This is a genomic window from Paracoccus hibiscisoli, from assembly GCF_005048265.1.
In the GTDB taxonomy this organism is placed as follows: domain Bacteria; phylum Pseudomonadota; class Alphaproteobacteria; order Rhodobacterales; family Rhodobacteraceae; genus Paracoccus; species Paracoccus hibiscisoli.
Genome location: NZ_SUNH01000016.1, coordinates 96,216 through 119,026, shown reverse-complemented (window position 1 = coordinate 119,026; position 22,811 = coordinate 96,216). Strand labels below are relative to the sequence as shown.

Sequence of the window (22,811 nt, the reverse complement as noted above, 5' to 3'; positions counted from 1 at the left end):
ATGACGACCGAACCGCCCGCATATCTCTTCAGATATCCATCAATGTCAAAAAGCAAGAGAACCAAAATCACGATCACGACGTCAACTCGACGCCACAACCGTCACCAAATCCCCAGAATGTCTCCCGGTCCAACCGCGCCTCTCAGCACCGCCTTCCCGGCCCCTCCAGCGTTCCCGCCTTCGGTGAAGCGGTGTTTAGGCCTAAGAAGAATGGGACGCAATAAGAAAATTCGCCCGATTGCCATATTTCTGACATCTCGCTGATTTTCATGCCTTTTACTGCCTCCCGCTTTGGCAACTTCAGGATCGCCAGCGGAGCGGCGCCGGGCTTTGGAGGCAGTTTACGTGGTGAATCGGGCGATTCCCCCTGCCGACTCGCCCCCGAAACGCAAAAGGCGCGCCTCGGGGGCGCGCCTTCGCATGTGCATCGATCCGTTGGATCAGCGCTTGGAGAACTGGAAGCTCCGGCGTGCTTTGGCCTTGCCGTACTTCTTGCGCTCCACGACGCGGCTGTCGCGGGTCAGGAACCCTGCCGCCTTCAGCGCGGCGCGCAGGTGGGGCTGGTGCAGCTGCAGTGCCTGGCTGACGCCGTGCTTGACTGCGCCTGCCTGGCCCGACAGGCCGCCGCCCTTGACGGTGGCGTGCACGTCGTACTGGCCGACAACGCCCGCAACCTCGAACGGCTGCTTCAGGATCATCTGCAGAACGGGGCGCGCGAAATAGGCGTTCACGTCCTTGCCGTTCACGGTGACCTTGCCGGTGCCCGGCTTGATCCAGACGCGGGCGACCGCGTCCTTACGCTTGCCGGTCGCATAGCTGCGGCCCAGTTCGTCGCGCTGCGGTTCACGGGTGATGGCGGCCTCGACGACGGCGGCGGGGGTGCCCGCGACGGCCGATTTCAGATCGTCCAGAGTTTTGATGTCGTCAGCCATGATCATGCGCTCCGGGTGTTTTTCTTGTTCAGGACTTTCACGTCCAGAACTTCGGGCTGCTGCGCCTCGTGCGGATGCTCGGCGCTGGCATAGACGCGCAGGTTTGTCATCTGCTGCTTGCCCAGCTTGTTGCGGCTGATCATGCGCTCGACGGCTTTCACGACCACACGCTCGGGATGCGCGCTCTCCAGGATCTGGCGCGCGGTGCGGTGCTTGATGCCGCCCGGGTGGCCGGTGTGCCAGTAGTACTTCTTGTCTTCACGCTTGTTGCCGGTCATCTGCACCTTGTCGGCGTTGATGATGATGACATTGTCGCCCATATCCATGTGCGGGGTGAAGGTGGGCTTGTGCTTGCCGCGCAGGCGGCTGGCGACGATCGTGGCGAGGCGGCCCAGAACGACGCCCTCGGCGTCGATCAGGATCCACTTCTTCTCGATCTCCGCCGGTTTCGCGGTATAGGTCTTCATCTGTCGTCCCTTCAGGGTCGTAATCGTAAGAGATGGCGGTATATCGAAGATTGCCCGCGTGCGGTCAAGTCCGCCGGTCAATGTATTCCGATGCAAAATCAGTATCTTGCAACTTAGGTATCAGAATACCCCATCACACTCCCCGGATTTCACTGGATTTCGGCGGAATCGAATAGGTCATCGAACATCGCGCGACCGGGTCCCCCTGCCCTTCGGAGAAGATCAGCGCCTCGGCGACCGCCAGCACGCGGCCCAGTTTCAGCACGCGGCACTCGGCCAGCAGATCGACGCCCGCCGCGGGCTTTCGCATGAAATCGATCGAGGCATTCGTCGTCACCGCCAGGCCAACCGGCCCGACCCGCGCCAGGATCGCGCAATAGATCGCCAGGTCCGCCAGCGCGAACATCGACGGGCCGCTGACCGTGCCGCCGGGCCGCAGGTGGTCGTCGGCGACCCGCAACCGCGCCGTCAGGCCGGAGCCGCTGACCGCCTCCACCAGATACTGCCCCGCGACCTGCGGGAAATCCCGCGCCAGGAACGCGTTCAGCGCATCCTTGTCCATCATGATCGTCATGCTGTCCTCCTTGCCTTTGGGTGCAGGCTTTCGGGAAACGCAGCAGGATACAAGACGGACGACACGCTGACCCACTGGGCTGGTCGCGTGGGGGCCGCCCCTATCGGTCGGCAGTCAGGGCTAGCACCAGATCGGTGAAATGTTCGCCCCGCTTTTCGAAATTCGGATACTGGTCAAAGCTGGCGGCGGCCGGGGCCAGCAGGACGGTATCGCCAGGCTCGGCCTCGGCGGCGGCGCGGGCCACGGCCTGCTCCATCGTGTCGGCGATCTCATAGGGGGTCTGGCCGATCTCCAGCGCGAAATCGCGGGCGGAATGGCCGATCAGATAGGCCTTGGCGACCGCGCCCAGATGCGGCTGCAGGGCGGCGATGCCACCCTCCTTGCCCAGGCCGCCGGCGATCCAGCGGATGCGCGGAAACGCCTGCAGCGCCTTGGCGGCGGCATCGACATTGGTGGCCTTGCTGTCGTTGACAAAGCGCACGCCGCCGATCTCGGCCACGGTCTGACTGCGATGGGGCAGTCCGGCAAAGCTGTGGAAAGCGGCCTCGATCTCTCGGGGGGCCAGACCCACGGCGCGGCAGGCGGCATAGGCGGCGCAGGCGTTCTGATGGTTATGCGCACCGGGCAGCCCCCGCATCTCGCGCAGGTCGATGGATGCGGCCTGCCGTCCCTTGCGGTATTCCGACAGGAAGCCCTTGCGCGCAAAGACCGCCCAGGCCCCGCGATCCAGCTTCTGCCCCGAGGACACGCGGATCACCCGGTCATCCGCCGGGCCCATGGACAGCTGGTTGGCCAGATACTGCCCCTCGGGGTCGTCCACCCCGATCACGGCGCGGTCCGGCCCGCCCTCGGCGAACAGCCGACGCTTGGCTGCGAAATAGCCGCCCAGCCCCGCATGGCGATCCAGATGATCGGGCGACAGGTTGGTCATGACCGCGACATCGGGCGTCAGCGCGCGGGCCAGGTCGGTCTGATAGCTGGACAGCTCAAGCACCGCGACCTCGGCGTCGATGGCAGGCTCCAGCGACAGCACGCCGGTGCCGATATTGCCGCCCATCTGCGTGGGCCGACCGCATTCCTCCAGCACGTGATGGATCAGCGCCGTGGTGGTCGACTTGCCGTTCGATCCGGTGACCGCGATCACCCGGGGCGCGCGGTCGAACTGATCCCAGTCCCCCGTAGCATAGCTGCGAAAGAACAGGCCGATGTCGTTGTCGACGGGGATGCCCAGCTGCCAGGCCATCGCGATGACCGGATGCGCCCGGGGATACAGATGCGGGATGCCCGGGCTGACGATCAGCAGGCTGATGCCCTGCCAATTGCCCTCGCGGGTCAGGTCCAGGATGCGCAGGCCATCCGCCGCGGCGGCCTCGCGCGTGTCATTGCCGTCGTCCCAGGCCACGACCTGGGCACCGCCCGCGGCAAGGGCCGCAGCGGTGGCCTTGCCAGACCGACCAAGGCCGAGGACCGCGACAGTCTGATGTTCAACGCCCTGGACAGGGATCATGGCAGGCTCCTGGATTGCGGCGGGCGGGGGCTGCGCGCGCGCCCCGCCGCGTTATGGTCGCACCCCGCAAAGATCAGCGCAGCTTGAGCGTGGCAAGCCCGATCAGCGCCAGGATCAGCGCGATGATCCAGAACCGGATCACGATCTGCGCCTCGCCCCAGCCCTGCTTTTCGAAATGGTGGTGGATGGGGGCCATCAGGAACACCCGCTTGCCCGTGCGCTTGAAGTACAGGACCTGGATGATGACCGACAGCGCCTCGACCACGAACAGGCCGCCGACGATGGCCAGGACGATCTCGTGTTTGGTGACGACGGCGATGGCGCCCAGGGCGCCGCCAAGGGCCAGCGACCCGGTATCGCCCATGAACACCGCCGCCGGGGGCGCATTGTACCACAGAAAGCCCAAGCCCCCCCCGATCAGCGCCGAGACGAAGATCAGGATCTCTCCGGTGCCGGGAACGTGGTGGACGCCCAGATATTCGGTGAAATCGACCCGGCCCACCGTATAGGCGATGATGCCCAGGGTGCCCGCAGCTATCATCACCGGCATGATGGCCAGCCCGTCCAGCCCGTCCGTCAGGTTCACCGCATTGGCGGAGCCCACGATCACGATCATCGCAAAGGGCACGAAGAACCAGCCCAGGTTCAGCAGCACGTCCTTGAACACCGGCAGGGCCAGCTGGTTGGTCAGCGCGTCGGGATGCAGCAGGGACGCCGCGATGCCCGCCAGTGCCGCGATGACCAGCCCCAGAGCCATCCGGATGCGGGAACTGACGCCCTTGGTGTTCTGCTTGGTGACCTTGGCATAGTCGTCGGCGAACCCGATCGCGGCAAAGCCCGCCGTCACCAACAGCACGATCCAGACATAACCGTTGTCCAGCCGCGCCCAGAGCAGCGTCGAGAACAGCAGCGCCGACAGGATCAGCAGGCCGCCCATCGTGGGCGTGCCCGCCTTGGCCAGATGGCTTTGCGGGCCGTCATCGCGGATCGGCTGACCCTTTTTCTGGACGCGCCGCAGATAGTTGATCAGCGGCCGACCGAAGATGAAGCCGAAGAACAGCGCCGTGAAGAACGCGGCCCCCGCCCGAAAGGTAATATACCGGAAGAGGTTGAAGAAATCCCCCCCCTCGGACAGGTTGCTGAGCCAGTAGAGCATGGCATTATCCTTTGTCTTGGGCGGCGCGGGCCCTCAGGGCCCCCACGACCGCCGAAATCCGCGAGGATTTCGATCCCTTCACCAGGACGATATCGCCCGCACGGATCAGGTCAGGGGCAATGGCGGCCAGCTCGGCCGCCGTTTCGGTCCACAATCCGCGCCGCCGCTCGGGCAGCGCATCGAACAGGTGGCGCATGCGCGTCCCCGCGCAATGGACCAGATCGACCTCTGCCATCGCCGGATCATCGGCCACGGCACGGTGCATCGCGGCCTCATCCGCGCCCAGTTCCAGCATGTCGCCCAGAATCGCCACGCGCCGTCCGCCCTGCAGGCCCGCCAGCGTGGCAAGGCCCGCCGACAGAGAGGTCGGGTTGGCGTTGAACGCGTCGTCGATCAGGCGGATGTCGCCCAGATCCTCGACCGCGCCACGGCCCTGGGGCGGGTGCCAGTCGGACAGATGCGCCGCCGCCTGCGCCACATCGGCGCCCGCGACCGACAGCGCGGCCAGCACACCGACCGCGTTCATCGCGAAATGCCGACCCGTCGTGGGCAGCGTGAAGGCCAGCGTGTCGCCCAGAATGCGCGCATGACAGGACAGCGCGCCGCCTTGGGGCACGATCCGCAGCGGCCGCGCGCTGCCGTGGTCGCCAAACCCCACGACGACCGCACCCGCCCGGTCCGCGCAATCGCGCAGGATCTGCGTCACCGGCAGATCCTCGGGCAGGATCGCGTGGCCCACGGGCTGCAACCCCTCAAAGATCGCCCCCTTTTCATGGGCGATGCCCTCGATGGCGCCGAACGCCTCCAGATGGGCGGCGGCAACGGTGGTGATCATCGCCACATGCGGGCGCGCCATGCGCGACAGGGGCGCGATCTCTCCGGGATTGCTCATGCCGATCTCGATGATCGCGAAGTCGGTATCCGCGGGCATGCGCGCCAGCGTCAGCGGCACGCCCCAATGGTTGTTATAGCTGGCCTCGGCCGCGTGGATCACGCCCTGCCCCGCCAGCGCCACCCGAGCCATCTCCTTGGTCGAGGTCTTGCCGACCGATCCGGTGATGGCGATGACCCGGCCCGCCATGCGCGCCCGGCCCGCCCGGCCCAGATCCTCCAGCGCGGCCAGCACGTCCGCCACGACCAGCAGCGGCGCGTCCGGCACCACGCCCTCAGGGATGCGGCTGACCAGCGCCGCCGCCGCCCCCTTGGCCAAGGCTTGCGCTACGAAATCATGCCCATCGCGACCGGCCTGCAGCGCGACGAACAGATCACCCGGCGCGATGGTGCGGGTGTCGATGGACACACCCGTCGCGGTCCAGTCGGATGTCGCCCGCCCGCCCGTGGCGGCGGCGGCGTCCTCAGCGGTCCAGAGGCTCATATCCGGCCGTCCAGTGCCGCCACCGCGACCGATCCCTGTTCGGCATCGTCAAAGGGATAGACGTCCTGACCCACGATCTGACCCGTCTCGTGGCCCTTGCCGCAGATCAGCAGCGCGTCGCCCGGCTGCAGCGCATCGACGCCCCGCAGGATCGCCTCGGCGCGATCGGGCACCTCGGTCGCGTCGGGTCCGGCGGTCGCCATGATGGCGGCGCGGATCAGGGCGGGGTCCTCGGTGCGGGGATTGTCGTCGGTCACGATCACCACATCGGCATGATCGGCTGCTGCCTGCCCCATCAGCGGACGCTTGCCCCGGTCGCGGTCGCCGCCCGCGCCGATCACGCAGACGATGCGCCCCATCACATGCGGGCGCAGCGATTGCAGCGCCGCCGTCACGGCGCCGGGCTTGTGCGCGTAATCGACGAACACCGCCGCACCGTTGTCGCGCTGCGCGACCAGCTGCATCCGGCCGCGCACTGTGACCAGCTGCGGCAGCACCCGGATGATATCGTCGGCGCTGTCGCCCGCGGCCAGGCACAGGCCCATCGCGGCCAGCACGTTCTCGGCCTGGAACCCGCCGATCAGCGGCAGGCGCACCAGATGCGCGCGTCCCATGACCGAGAACCGCAGATCCTGCCCCGTCGCGTCATAGCGCTGGCCCAGAATGCGCAGCATGGCGTTCTCGCCCGTGCCGATCGTGGTCAGGGCCAGGCCCCGGTCGGTCGCGATCTCGGCCATCTGGCGGCCGCGCTGGCTGTCGATGTTGATGACCGCCGCCGCGCCATCCTCCAGCACGCGGTTGAACAGCAGCGCCTTGGCCGCGAAATATTCGTCAAAGCCCGCGTGATAATCCAGGTGGTCCTGGCTGAAATTGGTAAATGCGCCAGCCTGCACGCGCACCCCGTCCAGGCGGCGCTGGTCCAAACCGTGGCTGGAGGCCTCCATCGCGGCATGGGTGACGCCCGCCTCCACCGCCTCGGCCAGGACGCGATGCAGGGTCAGCGGGTCGGGGGTGGTGTGGGCCAAGGTGGCATGGTGGTCGCCCTCGACGCCCATCGTGCCCAGGCTGATCGCCTTGTGGCCCAGGGCCTGCCAGATCTGGCGGGTAAAGCTGGCCACGCTGGTCTTGCCGCTGGTGCCGGTGACGGCCACGACATGGTCGGGCTGGTCGCGAAACCACAGCGACGCCGCCCCGGCAAAGGCCGCGCGCGGGTCCTCGGCCACGATCAGCGCGCCGTCCCAACCGGCCAGCACATCGGCGGCGATATCGGCGCCCTGCCGGTCGGTCAGGACCGCCGCCGCCTGCATGCGGATCGCATACTGGATGAATTCGCCGCCATGCACCGCCGATCCGGGCAGGGCCGCAAACAGGTGTCCGGGCCGCACGGTGCGGCTGTCGATGGACAGCCCCGTGATCTGCGGGTCGCGCCCGCCCGGTGCGCACAGCCCCAGCTGCGACAGCGTCACATCATCCTTGTCCACGATCCCACCCGTCATTGATTTGCGACGAGCCTTACCGCAGCCTGATCCTCGGGTTCAACACGCGGCGCAAAGCGCGCAGCGATCGTCGGCAGGTTTTCGTCGCCGCCCACCGGCTCCAGCCCCAAAAGCGGGCCGATGCGGCGGATCACCTCGGCGGTGACGGGCACCACGGTGTGGCCAGCGGTGCGCACCTCGGTCCCGTTGATCACGGTCGAGGGCTCGTCCAGGGCCACGATCAGCACATATTGCGGATCGCTGGCCGGAAAGACCGCGGCAAAGGTCGCGATGACCTTGTTCTTGTAGTACCCGCCCGCGGCGCGGGGCTTGTCGGCGGTGCCGGTCTTGCCCGCGACCTCGTATCCGGGGACCTCGGCCTGACGGGCGGTGCCGCGGGTGACGACTTGGCGCAGCATGTCCACCGACATGGCGGCGGCGCGGGGCGACAGGACCTGCGCACCCTCGGGGCGCTGGCGACCGTGGACCAGCGTCGGCGTCACGCGCTTGCCGCCATTGGCGATGGTCGCATAGGCCACCGCCAGGTGCAGCGGGCTGGCCGCCAGACCGTGGCCAAAGCTGACCGTGGCCGAGGTGACGGCGGGCCAGCGCGTCGGCACCAGCGGCTGGCCGGTGGGCGCCTCGACCATCTCGATGGGGGTCGGCACGAACAGGCCCAGCTTTTCCAGGAAATCGCGCTGACGGTCGGGCCCGATCATCTGCGCGATCCGCACCGTCGCCACGTTCGACGATTTCACGATCACATCGGTGGCCGACAGCTCGCGCCCGTAATTGTGGAAATCGTTGATCAGGAACCGCCCGATGCGCATCGGCGCCTGCGCGTTGATCCCGCTGGAGGGGTTGATCAACCCCAGATCCAGCGCTTGCGCGACGGGAAAGATCTTGAAGGTCGATCCCAGTTCGTACTGGCCTTGCACGGCGCGATTGAAAAGCGGGCTGTCCGAAGGTTCGCCCGTCAGCAGGGGGCGGGGGCGATCATTGGGGTCGAAATCGGGCAGGCTGGCCATGGCCAGGATCTCTCCTGTCTTGACCTCCATCAGGATGCCCGTGGCGCCCTTGGCGTTCATGACGTTCATGCCCGACCACAGCACATCCTCCATCGCCTGCTGCAAGGTCAGGTCGATGGACAGCGCCAGCGGCGCGCCTTCGTTGCCCGGATCGCGCAGCCAGGCGTCGAACGCCTTCTCGACGCCCGCGATGCCGATCACCTCGGCGCTGTTGACGCCCTCGTTGCCGAAACCCGACCCGCCCAGGATGTGGCTGGCCACGTCGGCGTTGGGATAGATGCGCATCTCGCGCGGGCCGAACAGCAGGCCGGGCTCTCCCAGGTCGTGGACGGCCTGCATCTGCTCGGGGCTGATCTTGCGCTTGATCCACATGAACTTGCGGTCGCCGGTGAAATCGCGTGTCAGCCGCTCGACGTCCAGATCGGGAAAGATCTGCGCCAGCCCGCGCGCGGTGCCGACCGGATCGACCATCTGGTGGGGGTGGGCATAGACCGAATGGGTCAAGAGGTTCGTGGCCAGCACCCGGCCCCGCCGGTCGGTGATGTCCGCCCGCTGAGAGATGATCTGCGCCGAAAGCACCTGGCCGCGCGGCTCGGCCGCCTCGCTGGAGGCCAGCGTGCCCATGCGCGCCGCGACCGTGCCGAAGGCAAGCAGGAAACAGCCCGCCATGACGATCAGCCGCCCCTCGGCCCGACGGCGGGCGCGGTCCTGGATCTGTTCGTGGCGGCGGCGGCGGTTCTCGGCCTCGATGTCATCGGGGTTCTCGCCGCGTTCGCGGGCGCGAAGAATGCGGGCCAGGGGGCGCAAGGGCGTGCGGATCATGGCTGTTCATCCTCGGACAGGTCGGTTTCGGGGGTCAGCAGCGGCTCGGGCGGCGGCGGCGGCTTGGGATAGTCGATATGGTCCAGGTCCAGGAACTGGCCCGATTCCACCGGGACCAGCTGCAGGCGCTCAAAGTTCAGGTCGACCAGCTGGCGCAGGCGGTCGGGACGGTTCAGAAACGCCCATTCGGCCCGCAGCACGCCCAGCTCCTCGCGCAGGCCGGCGATCTCGCGCTGGACCTGGGACATCTCTCCGATGGCGGCCTGGGTCGCGTAATTTTCGCGATAGGCCCAGAAGGCCATGCCCATGACCACCAGCACGCAGGCCAGATAGGCCAGCGACCGCATCAGCGCCCCCCCGGCAGGCTGGGCATCGCCAGGGACCGCGCATCGACGCTGCCCGCGGGCGCCTCGGTGCGCACCGCCACCCGCAGCAATGCCGAACGGGCGCGGGGGTTAACGTCCAGCTCGTCAGGGTCCGGCCCGATCGCGCGCCGAAGCGGCAGCGTGAAGGCGGGCTGAACCGTCGCGGTGACCGGGGCATATCGGTTGCCGCCGCCCCCCGCGTCGGCGCGGGCCTGCATGAACCGCTTGACGATGCGGTCCTCCAGCGAATGAAAGCTGACCACGGCCAGCTGCCCGCCGGGCTTCAGCGCGCGCTCGGCGGCGGACAGGCCCGCGACCAGCTGGCCGAATTCGTCGTTCACCCAGATGCGGATCGCCTGAAAGCTGCGGGTGGCGGGGTGGCTCTGGCCGGGTTTCGCGCGCGGCAGGCAGCCGGTGACCACCTGCGCCAGTTGCGTGGTCCGCGTCAGCGGACGCGCGGCGACGATGGCCCGCGCGATGCGGCGCGCGGCGCGCTCTTCGCCGTAGTGATACAGCACATCGGCGATCTCGGATTCCTCGGCGCTGTTCAGCAGATCGGCAGCCGAGGGCACGTCGCCCCCCATCCGCATGTCCAGCGGCCCGTCGCGCATGAACGAGAACCCGCGATCCGCCTGATCCAGCTGCATCGAGCTGACGCCAAGGTCCAGCACCACCCCGTCCAGCGGCTGGCCCGCCAGGCTGTCCATGTCGGAAAACGTCCCCTCGACCAGCCGCAGCCGGTCGCCGTACTGGCCGCGCCACGCCTCGGCCATGGAGAATACCGCGGGGTCGCGGTCCACGCCGATCACCTGCGCAGCACCCGCCTCCAGCAGCCCGCGGGCATAGCCGCCCGCGCCGAAGGTGCCGTCCAGCCAGACGCCGGCCACGGGCGCCACGGCCCGCAGCAGCGGCGCCAGAAGAACGGGGATATGCGGATCGGACATGGCCTCAGCCCTCGCTCGCTTGGTGCAGGAAGGCGCGGGGGTCGAACTCGGGGCCCTTGCTGGCGGCGAACTCCTCCAGCGCCTCGACATCCTTGGGGCGCGTCTCGGGGTGATAGACCTGGATATAGTCGCCGCGCGACTCAAAGATCGTCTCGGTGCCCTCGCCGAAGCCCAGCTTGTCGCGCAGCTTGGCGGGCAGGACCAGACGCCCCTCGCGGTCGATCTCAAGGTCGGTGGACTGGCCGTTCATGAGCAGCTCCAGCCAACGACGCTCCTGGCTGCCGCGGGTCAGGCGATCGATCTGTTCGTCGATCTCCTCGATCGCCTCGATGGTGTAGAGCTCGATCCAGTTCCACCAGTCGGGACCATAGACGACCACCAGCTGCGTGCGTCCGGTATTGGCGCCTGCGAATGAGGGGTCTCCGGCATCGAACACGCGGCGCAGACGGGCCGGGATCGACATCCGACCCTTTCCATCGACCTTGACGGTTTCGGTGCCTCTGAACTTACGCGCCACCTGGCACCCGCCCTCACTGCCTGCTCTTTCGGGACGTCCGAAAGAGAAAGGGCGGATCGGGCCGCTGCCACTGCCCGATCCGCCGCCCTCGTTCCCGATTACCCGGGCCCCTTTGCGGGGTTGGTTGCCGACCCTGCCTGCGCCACCTGGGGGAGGTGCTGCTCGCGCAAGCGGGCCGACTATGTTGGAAAACGGTTGCCTGTATGAACTCTGCTTCGCCTTGTCCGGGGTCTTGGCGCCCCATTCACTGCCCGTTTTCGTGATCCGGTTGTGACATGGGATTTCATGGGAAGCAACGGCATTCTTGGGGCGCAGGCCGCATTCCGCGCATGAGTTCGACAGGCCCCGAATCACCCAAGGCACGGCGAATTGCGCGATTACACCGAGGGCTGGTAGCGTGGCCGGAAAGGCACACCAGATATAGAAGGCAGGTCGCGCCGATGTTTTTTCACCCCCTGAGGCGAAATCACCACAGTTCACGGCCAGGCAAGCTGAAACTCTGGGCAAGCGGCAGGATTTTCAGCGCCCGCTCACATCGGATCACGGAACCGAGAGGGGTTTTGCCCCTCCCGTCCCGTGCTATCCCGGAAGTCCCGTGAATTCCCGCCTCAGGCGATGCCGTCCTGGACCAGACGGTCGGCCAACTGCGCATAGGCCTGCGCCACGGCGCCGTCACCCAAGGCCACCGGACGACCCGAATCGCCGGCCAGACGCACCTCCAGCTCCAGCGGCAGGGCGCCCAGGAAGGGCAGGTTCAGCGCCTCGGCCTCGGTGGCGACGCCGCCATGACCGAACAGATGCGCCTCGTGCCCGCATTTGGGGCAGATATAGGTGGACATGTTCTCGATCAGCCCCAGGACCGGGGTCTTGAGCTTGCCGAACATGTCGATGGCGCGCCGCGCGTCCAGCAGGGCGACGTCCTGGGGCGTGGACACGATGATCGCGCCGGTGACCGGGGCCTTCTGGCACAGGCTCAATTGCACGTCGCCGGTGCCGGGCGGCAGGTCGATCAGCAGCACGTCCAGCTCGCCCCAGTTCACCTGCTGCAGCAACTGCTGCAGGGCGCCCATCAGCATCGGGCCGCGCCAGACCAGCGCCTCGCCCTCCTTGAGCATCAGGCCGATGGACATGACCGTGACGCCATGCGCATGCAGCGGCTCGATGCGCTGCCCGTCCGGGCTGGCGGGCCGCCCCGACACGCCCATCATGCGCGGCTGCGAGGGGCCATAGATATCCGCGTCCAGCAGCCCGACCTTGCGGCCCGCCCGCGCCAGCGCCACGGCAAGGTTCGAGGTGACGGTCGATTTCCCCACCCCACCCTTGCCCGAGCCGATGGCGATGATGTGGCGCACGCCGGGGATGGCCTGCGGCCCGCCCTGCGGCTTGGGGTGGCCGCCGATCTTCAGCGACGGCGCCTCGCCCTGGCCCGACACCGCGCGGGGCGGGGCGGGGTTGGCGGGCGCGGTCATCACGATCTGGACGCGGCTCACGCCGTCCAGCCGCTCGATGCGGGCGCGGGCCTCGGCCTCGACCGGCTTCATGGCCTCGGCAGTGGCCGCGTTCTCGACCTCCAGGACGAATCGCACCAGGCCCTCATCGACCACCAGGGCCCGGATCAGGTCCACCTGACCCAGCGTTCCCCCCTGCGGAAGGGGGATATCGGCGATTGCCGTAAGGATCGCTTCGCGGCTGACGGACATGGAAGGCACCTCGTCTCTTGTGTGTTAGCCAGCATGAAGCACAGAACCGCCGGCCTCAACACCCCCTGCGACATTCCGTGCCCCGGGCGGCTAACCGCTTTCAAACAGGCACTTTTTGGCCGCGCGGCGTGATCGCTAACAGATGTATCGTGTCAATTTTATGTCAACATTTCATGACGTAGCGGGGCGATAGGTCAGCGTCAGTCATGCAATTGCTGCATGGCAGCATTACGAAACCGTCCGTTGTGCAATCGCGGCAAAGGGGTCATCTTCAATCCAACGAAACGCCGGGCCAATCCGGGAACGGCGCAGACGAGATGAACCGAAAGGATACGACAATGGCTGTTATCGCCCAGGCACAGAACACCGCCGCCGAAGCCGGCCTGCGTGGCCGCTTGATGACCGCGATCCAGCGGATGCAGGAAAACCGCGCCCGCCGCGCCGTTTACCGCCAGACCGTGCGTGAACTCAACGCGCTGACGACCCGCGATCTGGACGATCTGGGCATCAGCCGTTCGATGATCACCCGCCTGGCCCACGAAGCGGCCTGGGGTTCGGCCCGCTAAGGGTCAACAAAGAATTCGCTTTCCCGGCCCTCCCCTCCTCCCTGGGTCCGGGAATGGCGGCATCCTCTCTCCTCCTCCCTGAGGATGCCGCCCAAAGTTGCCAAGGAACCTGACCCTCCTCCCCGGGTTCCTGTGCGAAGCGGCGGCCCCGCTCCTCCCTCCCAGGGGTCGCCGCACAAAATTCATAGCCGCCCCATTCGCGGCACCCAGATACGCCCGGTCCTCTCCTCCTCCCTCCCGGACCCGGCGTTCGCGGCACGGCCTCTCCTCCTCCCTGGCCCTGCCGCACCCTATACGCGGCCCCTCCTCCTCCCTGGGCCAGCGTTCAGCGGCGACCTCCCTCCTCCTCCCTGGAGGTCGCCGCGCCTTCATAGCCGCCCAAATTGCGGCAAACGGTTGCGCCGGGTCCTCTCCTCCCTCCCGGATCTGGCGCTGGCGGTACGGCCCTCCTCCTCCCTGGCCCTACCGCACCCCATACGCGGCCCCTCCTCCTCCCTGGGCCAGCGTTCAGCGGCGACCTCCCTCCTCCTCCCTGGAGGTCGCCGCGCCCTTATCCGGAACCGGAACACCCCATCGCGCATTGCCTCCGACAGATCGTCGGAGGCGTCATGATTCTGCGCAAGGGCACCAAGGTTGAATGGAGCTGGGCGGGCCATACGGCCAGCGGCACCATTACCGACATCTTTACCGATGACGTCGAGCGGACGATCAAGGGCAGCCGCGTCAGCCGCAAGGCCAGCCGCGATGACCCCGCCTATCTGATCGAACAGCAGGACGGTGATCGCGTCCTCAAGGGCCGGTCGGAACTGCGCCGCAGCGACGATTGACGGCTTTTCGGGCCGCGCCCGGCGCGCTATGGCTGGCCCATGCTCAGTTATCAACACGCCTATCATGCCGGAAATCTGGCCGACCTGCACAAGCACGCCCTGCTGGCCGTCGCGCTGGACTATCTGACCCGCAAGGACAAGCCGCTGTCCTATCTGGAAACCCATGCCGGGCGCGGCCTCTATGACCTGACTGCGCCCGAGGCGCAGAAGACCCAAGAGGCCGCCCAGGGCATCGCCCGCGCCACGGCCGAAGGCTGGCTGCCGGACGATCACCCCCTGATCCGCGCGCTGACCGCGATTCGCGCCCTGCGTGGCGACAGCGCCTATCCCGGATCGCCACTGATCGCCGGGCATTTCCTGCGGTTCGAGGATCGCGCCCATCTGGCCGAGCTGCATCCGGCGGAATGCCAGGCCCTGCGCCGCGTCGCGGGCTTTGCCACCATCCACCAGCAGGACGGGTTCCAGATGGCGCAGGCCGTCTGCCCCCCGGAACCGCGCCGTGGCCTGCTGCTGATCGACCCCAGCTATGAGGTCAAGACCGACTATACCGCGATTCCCCGCCAGATCGGGCTGATCGCGCGGAAATGGAACGTGGGCGTCATTGCGCTGTGGTATCCGATCCTGACCGACCACCGCCATCTGGGCATGACCGCGCAGCTGACCAGCGATTTCCCCGAGGCCCTGCTGTCGGAGGTCGCCTTTCCGCCCGCGCGGCCCGGCCATTCGATGATCGGATCGGGGATGATCGTGCTGAACCCGCCCTGGGGGCTGGCAGACCACGCCCGCCAGTTAGAGGCGATGCTCCGCGACCGCGCCTGACCGGGGCCGCCGACGGGGATTCCCCCGCCGGTTGCGCTGTGGCATGATCGACCCCGCGACAAGGATTCCCCCATGCCCCAACGACTGTCCATCGGCGCCACCGTCTTTCTGGTCCTGACCGTGCTGCTGTCCCTCTATTTCGCCTATGCGGCGGTGCAGGGGCCGTCGGGCATCCTACGGCGCATCCAGATCCAGGCCGAGACGGCCGAGCTGCAGACCGCGCGCGACACGCTGCGCGCCGATGTCGCGCGCATGCAGAACCTGACCCGCCGCCTGTCGGACGATTACCTGGACCTGGATCTGCTGGACGAACGCGCCCGAGAGGTCCTGGGCCTGCTGCGCGCCGACGAGGTGCTGCTGCGCTGAGGCGCGGATCTGCGGGTCGGGGCTGCGGGATTGCACGGCTGCGGGCGATGCGCTACGGATAGTTTAACGCTGAACTATCCGTAACGCATCCAGAGAGGATACGCCGCATGGCCAGGAAACCAAGCCCCCAACAGGAGGCACCTTCGAACGTGTCGAAGGACGAGTTGCTGCAATACTATCGGGACATGCTGCTGATCCGGCGATTCGAGGAGAAGGCGGGCCAGCTGTACGGCATGGGTCTGATCGGCGGATTCTGCCACCTCTATATCGGGCAGGAAGCCGTGGTCGTGGGCCTGGAGGCCTGTGCCAAGGAAGGCGACAAGCGCATCACCAGCTACCGGGACCACGGCCACATGCTGGCCTGCGGAATGGAGGCGCGCGGCGTCATGGCCGAGCTGACCGGGCGTCAGGACGGCTATTCCAAGGGCAAGGGCGGCAGCATGCACATGTTCAGCCGCGAAAAGCATTTCTATGGCGGCCACGGCATCGTGGCAGCGCAGGTACCACTTGGCGCAGGGCTGGCCTTTGCCGACAAGTATCTGGGCAATGACAACGTCACCTTCACCTATTTCGGCGACGGTGCGGCGAACCAGGGCCAGGTCTATGAGACCTACAACATGGCCGAGCTGTGGGACCTGCCGGTCGTCTTCGTGATCGAGAACAACCAGTATGCCATGGGCATGTCGGTCAAGCGGTCCACGAAATCGACGACCTTCTTCGGTCGCGGAGAGGCCTTCGGCATCCCCGGCGAACAGGTCGACGGCATGGACGTGCTGGCCGTCAAGGCGGCGGGCGAGAAGGCCGTGGCGCATTGCCGCGCCGGCAAGGGCCCCTACATCCTGGAGGTCATGACCTATCGCTATCGCGGCCACTCGATGTCGGACCCGGCGAAATACCGGACCCGCGAGGAGGTCCAGAAGATGCGCGACGAGCGTGACCCGATCGAGAGCGTCCGCGACCTTCTGCTGACCGGCAAGCATGCCACCGACGAGGACCTCAAGGCGATCGACAAGGAAATCAAGGAAATCGTCAACGATTCCGCCGAATTCGCCAAGGATAGCCCCGAGCCGGACCTGTCCGAGCTGTGGACCGACATTTACGCCGACGACCTGCCCCAGGGCAGCGCCGAAGAACACGCCTGAGGGGGATGACGACATATGGCAACCGAGATCCTGATGCCCGCCCTGTCCCCCACGATGGAGGAGGGCACGCTGGCCAAATGGCTGAAGAAAGAGGGTGACGCCGTCAAATCCGGCGACATCATCGCCGAGATCGAGACCGACAAGGCCACGATGGAATTCGAGGCCGTCGACGAGGGCATCATGGGCAAGCTGCTGGTGGCCGAGGGCACCCAGGGCGTCGCCGTGAACACCCCCATCGCCATCCTGGTCGAGGAGGGAGAGGACGCCGACGCGGCCCCCGCCCCCAAGGCCGAGGCAAAGCCCGCCGAGGCCAAGGCCCCCGAGGCCGCCGGCGAACAGCCCGGCAAGTCCGCCGTCGAGGAGGTCGCGACCCCGCAGCCCAAGCCGCGCAGCCCCGACTGGCCCGAAGGCACCAAGATGAAGACCATGACCGTGCGGGAAGCCCTGCGCGAGGCCATGGCCGAGGAGATGGACCGCGACGAGACCGTGTTCATCATGGGCGAGGAGGTCGGCGAATACGAAGGCGCCTACAAGATCACCCAGGGGCTGCTGGCCCGGTTCGGCCACCGCCGCGTCGTGGACACGCCCATCAGCGAGATCGGCTTTGCCGGTATCGGCACCGGTGCGGCCCTGGCCGGCCTGCGCCCGATCGTCGAGTTCATGACCTTCAACTTTGCCATGCAGGCCATCGACCACATCATCAACTCGGCCGCCAAGACGCTGTACATGTCGGGGGGCCAGATGGGCTGCCCGATCGTGTTCCGCGGCCCGAACGGCGCCGCCGCCCGTGTGGGCGCGCAGCACAGCCAGGATTTCGCGGCATGGTATGCGGCGATCCCCGGCCTGAAGGTCGCGATGCCCTATTCGGCGGCCGATGCGAAGGGTCTGATGAAGACCGCCATCCGCGACAACAACCCGGTCATCTTCCTGGAGAACGAGATCCTTTACGGGCGAAGCTTCGAGGTGCCCGACTTGCCGGATTTCACCATCCCCTTCGGCAAGGCGAACACGGTGCGCTCGGGCGACGATGTGACCATCGTCAGCTTTGGCATCGGCGTCGCCCATGCGTTGGAGGCGGCCAAGCTGCTGGAACAGGACGGCATCCAGGCCGACGTGATCGACCTGCGCACGCTGCGCCCGCTGGACTATGACGCGATCCTGTCGTCGGTCAAGCGCACCAACCGCTGCGTGACCGTCGAGGAGGGCTTCCCCGTGGGCGCCATCGGCAACCACATCTCGGCCTATCTGATGGAGAACGCGTTCGACTATCTGGACGCGCCGGTCATCTGCTGCACCGGCAAGGACGTGCCGATGCCCTATGCCGCGAACCTGGAAAAGCACGCGCTGATCACGCCCGCCGAGATCGCCGACGCCGTGAAAAAAGTCACCTACAAGTAAGGGAGCTGCGCGATGCCTACGGAAATCCTGATGCCCGCCCTCTCCCCGACCATGGAGGAGGGCACGCTGGCCAAATGGCTGGTGAAAGAGGGCGATACCGTCAAGTCCGGCGACGTGATCGCCGAGATCGAGACCGACAAGGCCACGATGGAGTTCGAGGCCGTCGACGAGGGCCGCATCGGCAAGATCCTGATCGCCGAGGGCACCTCGGCGGTCAAGGTCAACACCGCCATCGCCGTCCTGCTGGAGGAAGGTGAGGAGGCCGGCGACATCGGGGCGCCCAAGCCCGCCTCCGCCCCCAAGGCTGATGTCGAGCCCGAACCCGCCGAAAAGGGCTATGGCGGCCCGATCGGCGCGCCCGTGGCCGGTGATGCCAAAGCCGCGGACGATGCGCCCAAGGGCGACCGGGTCTTTGCCTCGCCCCTGGCGCGCCGGATCGCCAAGGACAAGGGTCTGGACCTGTCCCAGATCCAAGGCAGCGGCCCCCGCGGTCGGATCGTCAAGGCCGATGTCGAGAATGCCCAGCCCGGCGCCGCCAAGCCTGCCGCTGCAGCGGCCCAGCCCGAGGCCAAGGCAGCCCCCGCGACAGCCGCAGCCCCCGCCCAGGCCCCCAAGGGCCTGTCGACCGAGGCCGTGCTGAAGATGTACGCCGACCGCGAGACCGAGGAGGTCGCGCTGGACGGCATGCGCCGCACCATCGCCGCCCGCCTATCCGAGGCCAAGCAGACCATCCCGCATTTCTACCTGCGCCGTTCGGCCAAGCTGGATGCGCTGATGGAGTTCCGCGCCACGCTGAACAAGCAGCTGGAAGGCCGGGGGATCAAGCTGTCGGTCAACGACTTCATCATCAAGGCCAGCGCGCTGGCCCTGCAGCAGGTGCCGGACGCGAATGCGGTCTGGGCGGGGGATCGCATCCTCAAGCTCAAGCCGTCGGACGTGGCCGTGGCCGTCGCGATCGAGGGCGGGCTGTTCACGCCCGTGCTGAAGGACGCGCATCAGAAGACCCTGTCGGCGCTGTCCGCGCAGATGAAGGATCTGGCCGGTCGCGCGAAGTCCAAAAAGCTGGCCCCGCACGAATACCAGGGCGGCAGCTTTGCGATCAGCAACCTGGGCATGTTCGGGATCGAGAACTTCGACGCGGTCATCAACCCCCCGCATGGCGCGATCCTGGCCGTGGGTGCGGGCATCCCCACCCCGGTCGTCGAAAAGGGAGAGGTCGTGGTGCGCAACGTCATGTCGATGACGCTGTCGGTCGACCACCGCGTGATCGACGGTGCACTGGGCGCGCAACTGCTGGAGGCAATCGTGGCCCATCTGGAGAACCCGATGGGAATGCTTGCTTAAGCTGTTCTAAAAAAATGTTTTTCTACATCGGCGGCAAGGCTGGACATCTTGCCGCCGATGGCGTTGCGCGGGACTGACTCCTCGGGTCCGGCGGGCCGTCGCCCCCGTAGCGACCTCCTCGCAAACATTTTAAAGTGACTTGTGTTCTTGGTGCCTTCGGCACGCTGATCGCCGGTGTGAAGCTTGGCGCAGCTTATTCGGTCGCCCCAATAAGGTCCGGTGACTTGCCAGTACTGCCCACCGACCATCGTGCTGTGGGATACCCACCTCTCCTACCCCGCCGCCATGACCAAGGAATAGGCAGTTTCGATCTGCCGCACCGAAGGCATGGCCCGCAAGCAGGGCTGATCCCGGCGCGGTCCCGCCCCTGCGGCGGGGCCTGCCACACCCGGTCAGAAGGTGATGGTGACCCCCGGCAGCCGCAGCTCCGCGATCAGGTCGCGCAGCTCTTGGCGGGCGGCGATATGGGACATGCTCATCGTCTCGGTGCCGACATCCTTGAGGTCCAGCAGCGTCAGGCCGTTGGGAAACAGCTCGCGAAAGATCACGCGTTCCGAAAATCCGGGCGCCACGCGAAAGCCGATGCGCTTGGACAGCGCGGCCAAGGCGCCGCCCACCTTGCGCTTGTTGTGCATCTGTTGCGTGCCCAGACGGTTGCGCAGCACCAGCCAGTCGATCGGCCCCGCGCCGGCCTGCGCGCGCAGCTGACGGGCGTTCCAGACCATCTCGGCATAGATCGAAGGGCCCAGCACCTCGCCATCGGGCGACATCCGCGCCAGCAGGTCGAAATCGACGAAGCTGTCGTTCAGCGGCGTGATCAGCGTATCCGCGACGGTATGCGCCATCTGGCTCAGCTTGGTATGCGAGCCGGGGCAATCCAGCAGGATGAAGTCGCACTGCTTCTCCAGCAGCTCCAGCGCGGGGGTCAGCGGGTCGGGGCCATCGCCCAGCTGCGCCAGGACCGGCATCGGCAGGTCCAGCCCCATCCGCGCGCAGAAGGCGGCGCGGTTCTCCAGATAGCGGCCAAAGCTGCGCTGGCGGACGTCCAGATCCAGGCCGCCGACGCTGTGCCCCATCCGGGCCAGCGCCGTCGTGACATGCATCGAGGTGGTGGATTTGCCCGAGCCGCCCTTCTCGTTTCCGACCACGATGATATGCGCCACTGGCCGCCTCTTGTCCTGCCCCTGCGCGGAAACCTAACGACCGCGTGAACGGATGGAAAGCCGCCGCGCGCAACCGACCGGCGGCTGTCACCCCGCGATCACGCCGTCCCGTCAGCGCCCCAGCATCAGAAAGTCGTCGTTGGGGCGAATGTCGGCCGCGTTCACCAGCCGGTTCGACATCGCAAAGAACGCCGTGATGGCGCCGATGTCCCAGATCTCATCCGCATCGAAACCTGCCTGCGCCAGCGCGTCGTGATCGGCGGGGACGACATCCTGCGCGGCCAGCGCGACCTTTTCGGCATAGGCCAGCATGGCGCGCTGCCGGTCCGTCAGGTCGGCCTTGCGCCAGTTGATCGCCACCTGATCGGCGATGCGCGGATCGCGCGCCCGGATGCGCAGGATCGCGCCATGCGCCACCACGCAATACTGGCAGCGATTCAGCCCGCTGGTGGCGACCACGATCAGCTCCCGCTCGGCCTTGGTCAGACCTTCGGCCTTGTCCATCAGCGCGTCGTGATAGGCAAAGAAGGCCCGGAATTCGGCGGGCCTGTGCGCCAGCGCCAGAAAGATGTTGGGGACAAAGCCCGACTTTTCGGACACTTGGGCGATGGCGTCGCGGATGTCCTCGGGCAGATCGGCCAGGTCGGGCACGGCGAAACGGCTGATGGGGTGGGTCATGGGGGTTCCTCCTGACGGGCAGCCTGCCGCAGGCGCGCCGCGGGGGAAAGGGTCAGCCGTCGCGCAGGGCGGCCAGGGCGGCCTGGACCTTGGGCGTGCGGTGCAGATCGACATGGGTGACCAGCCACAGCGTGCTGTCCCATTCCCGCAAGCTGATCGCCGGCAGCAGCCCCGTGGCCAGGCTGTCGGGCAGCGGCCCCATGGCCAGCCCCGCGCGGATCACTGCCTCGCGGGCGGCGGCCTCGGACGCGATCAGGGCGATGTTCTCGGGTCCGATCCGGTCCTGCAGCCAGCGCATGTAGGGAGCCCCCCGCGCATCCGGCCCCGGCAGCGCAAAGCGGTGCGCGCGCGGGTCGCCCACCGGGCCGTGGCGGTCCAGGTAATCCTCGGACGCATAGAGAACATGGTGCAGGCGTCCCAACGGTCGCACGACATAGTCGGGCTCGGTCGGCTCGGCGCCGCCGCGGATGGCGATATGGGCCTCTCCGGCGTCCAGGCGGAACAGCCGCACATCGGTCGCATAGGTCACCCGCAGCCCCGGATGGCGCTGCATCAGCGCGGTGATGCGCGGCATCACCAGATCGACCAGCTCGGGCAGCGAGGTGACGGTCAGCTCTCCCTCGATGCGGTCGCCCGCCCCCGCGATCTGCGCCGCCATCTGGGCGAAACGCTCATCCGCCGCACCCGCCGCAGCCAGCAGGGTCCGCCCCGCCTCGGTCAGGGCATAGCCGCGGGTGTGGCGCTGGAACAGCCGCGCGCGCAGCGCCGTCTCCAGCGCGTCGATACGCCGGATCACGGTGGCATGATGCACGCCCAGTTCCCCCGCCGCACCGCTGACGGTGCCGCAGCGCGCCACGGCCAATGCGACCCGGATGTCGTCCCAGGATTCGATCTGCATGTGCATCTCCGCACAGTTGTTGCGCAACTATCGCCCTTTCGTTCGCACGTGCATAGGCCTAAATCGGATGCAACACGACATCCCTGACGGAGACGACCCATGAACATTCTGCATCTGGACAGCGCCATCACCGGCGACGCCTCGGTTTCCCGCAAGCTGACCGCCGATATCGTGGCCCGCCTGACCGCGGCACAGCCCGATGCGCAGGTGACCCATCGCGACCTGTCCGACGGCGTGGCGGTGATGGACGACGCCTGGTTCCAGGCCCTGCGCGCCGGCACCGACAGCCCCACGCCCGCCCAGCAGGCCCAGATCGACCTGTCGAACACCCTTCTGGCCGAGGTTCAGGACGCCGATGTCCTGGTCATCGGGCTGCCGATCTATAACTTTACCCTGCCCGCGCAGCTCAAGACCTGGCTGGACCAGATCGCCCGCGCCGGCGTCAGCTTCCGCTATACCGAGGCCGGCCCCGAGGGTCTGCTGACCGGCAAGCGCGCCTATGTCGCCTATGCCGCCGCCGGCACGCCGATGGGGTCGGACCTGGACCACGCCTCGGGCTATCTGCGCCACATGCTGGGGTTTCTGGGCATCACCGACGTGACCTTCGTCGCGGCCGACGGGCTGGCTTTTGACCGCGACGCGGCCATGGCGCGCGCGCAGCAGGCGCTGGACAAGATCGCCGCCTGATCCGGCCATTCAGCATGGACGGCCCCTTGAGGTTGACTCGGGGGCCGTTTTTGCGTATCGC

24 protein-coding genes are annotated in these 22,811 nt (G+C 67.3%); 9 read left to right on the top strand and 15 right to left on the bottom strand.

Annotated features, from left to right (window positions below; genetic code table 11):
- On the top strand, nucleotides 1-224 hold a 224-nt coding region (locus tag FA740_RS19900; RefSeq protein WP_211243702.1), incomplete at its 5' end, for a hypothetical protein.
- 216 nt (nucleotides 225-440) lie between these two features.
- Here the strand turns inward: FA740_RS19900 and rpsI are convergent.
- The 12 genes from rpsI to FA740_RS12505 all read right to left on the bottom strand — a co-directional run bounded on the left by rpsI (nucleotide 441) and on the right by FA740_RS12505 (nucleotide 12,862).
- Nucleotides 441-932, bottom strand: coding sequence for a 30S ribosomal protein S9 (rpsI, locus tag FA740_RS12560; RefSeq protein WP_136857117.1), 492 nt, complete (start codon nucleotides 930-932; stop codon nucleotides 441-443).
- A 2-nt stretch (nucleotides 933-934) separates the two neighbouring features.
- A complete protein-coding gene (gene rplM / locus FA740_RS12555) occupies nucleotides 935-1,399 on the bottom strand; it encodes a 50S ribosomal protein L13 (RefSeq protein ID WP_042248180.1) in 465 nt (154 codons plus the stop codon).
- A 133-nt stretch (nucleotides 1,400-1,532) separates the two neighbouring features.
- Nucleotides 1,533-1,973: a PaaI family thioesterase gene (locus tag FA740_RS12550; RefSeq protein ID WP_136857116.1), complete on the bottom strand. Its 441-nt coding sequence runs from the start codon at nucleotides 1,971-1,973 to the stop codon at nucleotides 1,533-1,535.
- A gap of 100 nt (nucleotides 1,974-2,073) precedes the next feature.
- A complete protein-coding gene (murD, locus tag FA740_RS12545; RefSeq protein WP_136857115.1) occupies nucleotides 2,074-3,480 on the bottom strand; it encodes a UDP-N-acetylmuramoyl-L-alanine--D-glutamate ligase in 1,407 nt (468 codons plus the stop codon).
- Nucleotides 3,481-3,553: 73 nt separating this feature from the next.
- Nucleotides 3,554-4,636 (bottom strand): phospho-N-acetylmuramoyl-pentapeptide-transferase, encoded by a 1,083-nt coding sequence (gene mraY / locus FA740_RS12540; RefSeq protein WP_136857114.1) that lies wholly within the window; start codon nucleotides 4,634-4,636, stop codon nucleotides 3,554-3,556.
- 4 nt (nucleotides 4,637-4,640) lie between these two features.
- The gene (locus FA740_RS12535; protein WP_136857113.1) at nucleotides 4,641-6,011 is read right to left on the bottom strand and encodes a UDP-N-acetylmuramoyl-tripeptide--D-alanyl-D-alanine ligase; all 1,371 of its coding nucleotides are present in this window, start codon (nucleotides 6,009-6,011) and stop codon (nucleotides 4,641-4,643) included.
- The gene (locus tag FA740_RS12530; RefSeq protein ID WP_211243701.1) at nucleotides 6,008-7,507 is read right to left on the bottom strand and encodes a UDP-N-acetylmuramoyl-L-alanyl-D-glutamate--2,6-diaminopimelate ligase; all 1,500 of its coding nucleotides are present in this window, start codon (nucleotides 7,505-7,507) and stop codon (nucleotides 6,008-6,010) included. Before FA740_RS12530 ends, FA740_RS12535 begins: the two co-directional genes overlap by 4 nt.
- On the bottom strand, nucleotides 7,504-9,336 hold the full coding sequence (locus tag FA740_RS12525) for a peptidoglycan D,D-transpeptidase FtsI family protein (protein ID WP_136857112.1): 1,833 nt from the start codon (nucleotides 9,334-9,336) through the stop codon (nucleotides 7,504-7,506). Before FA740_RS12525 ends, FA740_RS12530 begins: the two co-directional genes overlap by 4 nt.
- Nucleotides 9,333-9,683: a cell division protein FtsL gene (gene ftsL / locus FA740_RS12520; RefSeq protein WP_136857111.1), complete on the bottom strand. Its 351-nt coding sequence runs from the start codon at nucleotides 9,681-9,683 to the stop codon at nucleotides 9,333-9,335. Before ftsL ends, FA740_RS12525 begins: the two co-directional genes overlap by 4 nt.
- Complete coding sequence (rsmH, locus tag FA740_RS12515; RefSeq protein ID WP_136857110.1) at nucleotides 9,683-10,645, bottom strand: 16S rRNA (cytosine(1402)-N(4))-methyltransferase RsmH; 963 nt, start codon at nucleotides 10,643-10,645, stop codon at nucleotides 9,683-9,685. The genes ftsL and rsmH overlap by 1 nt, the downstream gene beginning before the upstream one ends.
- A gap of 4 nt (nucleotides 10,646-10,649) precedes the next feature.
- A complete protein-coding gene (locus FA740_RS19725; RefSeq protein ID WP_169306291.1) occupies nucleotides 10,650-11,162 on the bottom strand; it encodes a division/cell wall cluster transcriptional repressor MraZ in 513 nt (170 codons plus the stop codon).
- Nucleotides 11,163-11,770: 608 nt separating this feature from the next.
- The gene (locus FA740_RS12505; protein WP_136857108.1) at nucleotides 11,771-12,862 is read right to left on the bottom strand and encodes an Mrp/NBP35 family ATP-binding protein; all 1,092 of its coding nucleotides are present in this window, start codon (nucleotides 12,860-12,862) and stop codon (nucleotides 11,771-11,773) included.
- Nucleotides 12,863-13,068: 206 nt separating this feature from the next.
- Between FA740_RS12505 and FA740_RS20090 the strand changes: the two genes are divergently transcribed.
- From FA740_RS20090 to FA740_RS12470, 7 genes are all read left to right on the top strand, one after another.
- Nucleotides 13,069-13,428 (top strand): DUF1127 domain-containing protein, encoded by a 360-nt coding sequence (locus tag FA740_RS20090; protein WP_246053617.1) that lies wholly within the window; start codon nucleotides 13,069-13,071, stop codon nucleotides 13,426-13,428.
- A gap of 608 nt (nucleotides 13,429-14,036) precedes the next feature.
- Nucleotides 14,037-14,255 carry a hypervirulence associated TUDOR domain-containing protein gene (locus FA740_RS12495; protein WP_136857107.1) on the top strand — a complete coding sequence of 73 codons (219 nt, stop codon included), beginning with the start codon at nucleotides 14,037-14,039 and terminating at the stop codon, nucleotides 14,253-14,255.
- 39 nt (nucleotides 14,256-14,294) lie between these two features.
- Nucleotides 14,295-15,074, top strand: a complete 780-nt coding sequence (locus tag FA740_RS12490) for a 23S rRNA (adenine(2030)-N(6))-methyltransferase RlmJ (protein WP_136857106.1) — start codon at nucleotides 14,295-14,297, stop codon at nucleotides 15,072-15,074.
- A 72-nt stretch (nucleotides 15,075-15,146) separates the two neighbouring features.
- Nucleotides 15,147-15,440 (top strand): FtsB family cell division protein, encoded by a 294-nt coding sequence (locus FA740_RS12485; protein ID WP_136857105.1) that lies wholly within the window; start codon nucleotides 15,147-15,149, stop codon nucleotides 15,438-15,440.
- A gap of 107 nt (nucleotides 15,441-15,547) precedes the next feature.
- Nucleotides 15,548-16,582 carry a pyruvate dehydrogenase (acetyl-transferring) E1 component subunit alpha gene (pdhA, locus tag FA740_RS12480; RefSeq protein WP_136857104.1) on the top strand — a complete coding sequence of 345 codons (1,035 nt, stop codon included), beginning with the start codon at nucleotides 15,548-15,550 and terminating at the stop codon, nucleotides 16,580-16,582.
- 15 nt (nucleotides 16,583-16,597) lie between these two features.
- Entirely contained in the window at nucleotides 16,598-17,980 is a 1,383-nt protein-coding gene (locus tag FA740_RS12475) for a pyruvate dehydrogenase complex E1 component subunit beta (RefSeq protein ID WP_136857103.1), read from the top strand.
- Nucleotides 17,981-17,992: 12 nt separating this feature from the next.
- Nucleotides 17,993-19,324 (top strand): pyruvate dehydrogenase complex dihydrolipoamide acetyltransferase, encoded by a 1,332-nt coding sequence (locus FA740_RS12470; RefSeq protein ID WP_136857102.1) that lies wholly within the window; start codon nucleotides 17,993-17,995, stop codon nucleotides 19,322-19,324.
- 392 nt (nucleotides 19,325-19,716) lie between these two features.
- Here the strand turns inward: FA740_RS12470 and FA740_RS12465 are convergent, their stop codons facing one another.
- The 3 genes from FA740_RS12465 to FA740_RS12455 form a co-directional block, all read right to left on the bottom strand.
- Nucleotides 19,717-20,487: a division plane positioning ATPase MipZ gene (locus FA740_RS12465; RefSeq protein WP_136857101.1), complete on the bottom strand. Its 771-nt coding sequence runs from the start codon at nucleotides 20,485-20,487 to the stop codon at nucleotides 19,717-19,719.
- Between the two features lie 111 nt (nucleotides 20,488-20,598).
- Entirely contained in the window at nucleotides 20,599-21,165 is a 567-nt protein-coding gene (locus FA740_RS12460; RefSeq protein ID WP_136857100.1) for a peroxidase-related enzyme, read from the bottom strand.
- Nucleotides 21,166-21,217: 52 nt separating this feature from the next.
- Complete coding sequence (locus FA740_RS12455) at nucleotides 21,218-22,063, bottom strand: LysR family transcriptional regulator (protein WP_136857099.1); 846 nt, start codon at nucleotides 22,061-22,063, stop codon at nucleotides 21,218-21,220.
- A gap of 99 nt (nucleotides 22,064-22,162) precedes the next feature.
- Between FA740_RS12455 and FA740_RS12450 the strand changes: the two genes are divergently transcribed.
- Nucleotides 22,163-22,750 (top strand): FMN-dependent NADH-azoreductase, encoded by a 588-nt coding sequence (locus tag FA740_RS12450; RefSeq protein ID WP_136857098.1) that lies wholly within the window; start codon nucleotides 22,163-22,165, stop codon nucleotides 22,748-22,750.
- Nucleotides 22,751-22,811 lie beyond the last annotated feature (61 nt).

Excerpts from the sequence above, each read along its gene's own strand:
- FA740_RS20090 (WP_246053617.1), top strand. The coding sequence starts at position 13,069 with ATGCAATTGCTGCATGGCAGCATTACGAAACCGTCCGTTGTGCAATCG.
- FA740_RS12450 (WP_136857098.1), top strand. The coding sequence starts at position 22,163 with ATGAACATTCTGCATCTGGACAGCGCCATCACCGGCGACGCCTCGGTT.
- FA740_RS12505 (WP_136857108.1), bottom strand. The coding sequence starts at position 12,862 with ATGTCCGTCAGCCGCGAAGCGATCCTTACGGCAATCGCCGATATCCCC.
- FA740_RS12550 (WP_136857116.1), bottom strand. The coding sequence starts at position 1,973 with ATGACGATCATGATGGACAAGGATGCGCTGAACGCGTTCCTGGCGCGG.
- murD (WP_136857115.1), bottom strand. The coding sequence starts at position 3,480 with ATGATCCCTGTCCAGGGCGTTGAACATCAGACTGTCGCGGTCCTCGGC.
- FA740_RS12530 (WP_211243701.1), bottom strand. The coding sequence starts at position 7,507 with ATGACGGGTGGGATCGTGGACAAGGATGATGTGACGCTGTCGCAGCTG.
- FA740_RS12495 (WP_136857107.1), top strand. The coding sequence starts at position 14,037 with ATGATTCTGCGCAAGGGCACCAAGGTTGAATGGAGCTGGGCGGGCCAT.
- rplM (WP_042248180.1), bottom strand. The coding sequence starts at position 1,399 with ATGAAGACCTATACCGCGAAACCGGCGGAGATCGAGAAGAAGTGGATC.
- FA740_RS12535 (WP_136857113.1), bottom strand. The coding sequence starts at position 6,011 with ATGAGCCTCTGGACCGCTGAGGACGCCGCCGCCGCCACGGGCGGGCGG.
- FA740_RS12460 (WP_136857100.1), bottom strand. The coding sequence starts at position 21,165 with ATGACCCACCCCATCAGCCGTTTCGCCGTGCCCGACCTGGCCGATCTG.
- ftsL (WP_136857111.1), bottom strand. The coding sequence starts at position 9,683 with ATGCGGTCGCTGGCCTATCTGGCCTGCGTGCTGGTGGTCATGGGCATG.
- rpsI (WP_136857117.1), bottom strand. The coding sequence starts at position 932 with ATGGCTGACGACATCAAAACTCTGGACGATCTGAAATCGGCCGTCGCG.
- FA740_RS12455 (WP_136857099.1), bottom strand. The coding sequence starts at position 22,063 with ATGCAGATCGAATCCTGGGACGACATCCGGGTCGCATTGGCCGTGGCG.
- FA740_RS12470 (WP_136857102.1), top strand. The coding sequence starts at position 17,993 with ATGCCTACGGAAATCCTGATGCCCGCCCTCTCCCCGACCATGGAGGAG.
- pdhA (WP_136857104.1), top strand. The coding sequence starts at position 15,548 with ATGGCCAGGAAACCAAGCCCCCAACAGGAGGCACCTTCGAACGTGTCG.
- FA740_RS12525 (WP_136857112.1), bottom strand. The coding sequence starts at position 9,336 with ATGATCCGCACGCCCTTGCGCCCCCTGGCCCGCATTCTTCGCGCCCGC.
- FA740_RS12490 (WP_136857106.1), top strand. The coding sequence starts at position 14,295 with ATGCTCAGTTATCAACACGCCTATCATGCCGGAAATCTGGCCGACCTG.
- rsmH (WP_136857110.1), bottom strand. The coding sequence starts at position 10,645 with ATGTCCGATCCGCATATCCCCGTTCTTCTGGCGCCGCTGCTGCGGGCC.
- FA740_RS12475 (WP_136857103.1), top strand. The coding sequence starts at position 16,598 with ATGGCAACCGAGATCCTGATGCCCGCCCTGTCCCCCACGATGGAGGAG.
- mraY (WP_136857114.1), bottom strand. The coding sequence starts at position 4,636 with ATGCTCTACTGGCTCAGCAACCTGTCCGAGGGGGGGGATTTCTTCAAC.
- FA740_RS12485 (WP_136857105.1), top strand. The coding sequence starts at position 15,147 with ATGCCCCAACGACTGTCCATCGGCGCCACCGTCTTTCTGGTCCTGACC.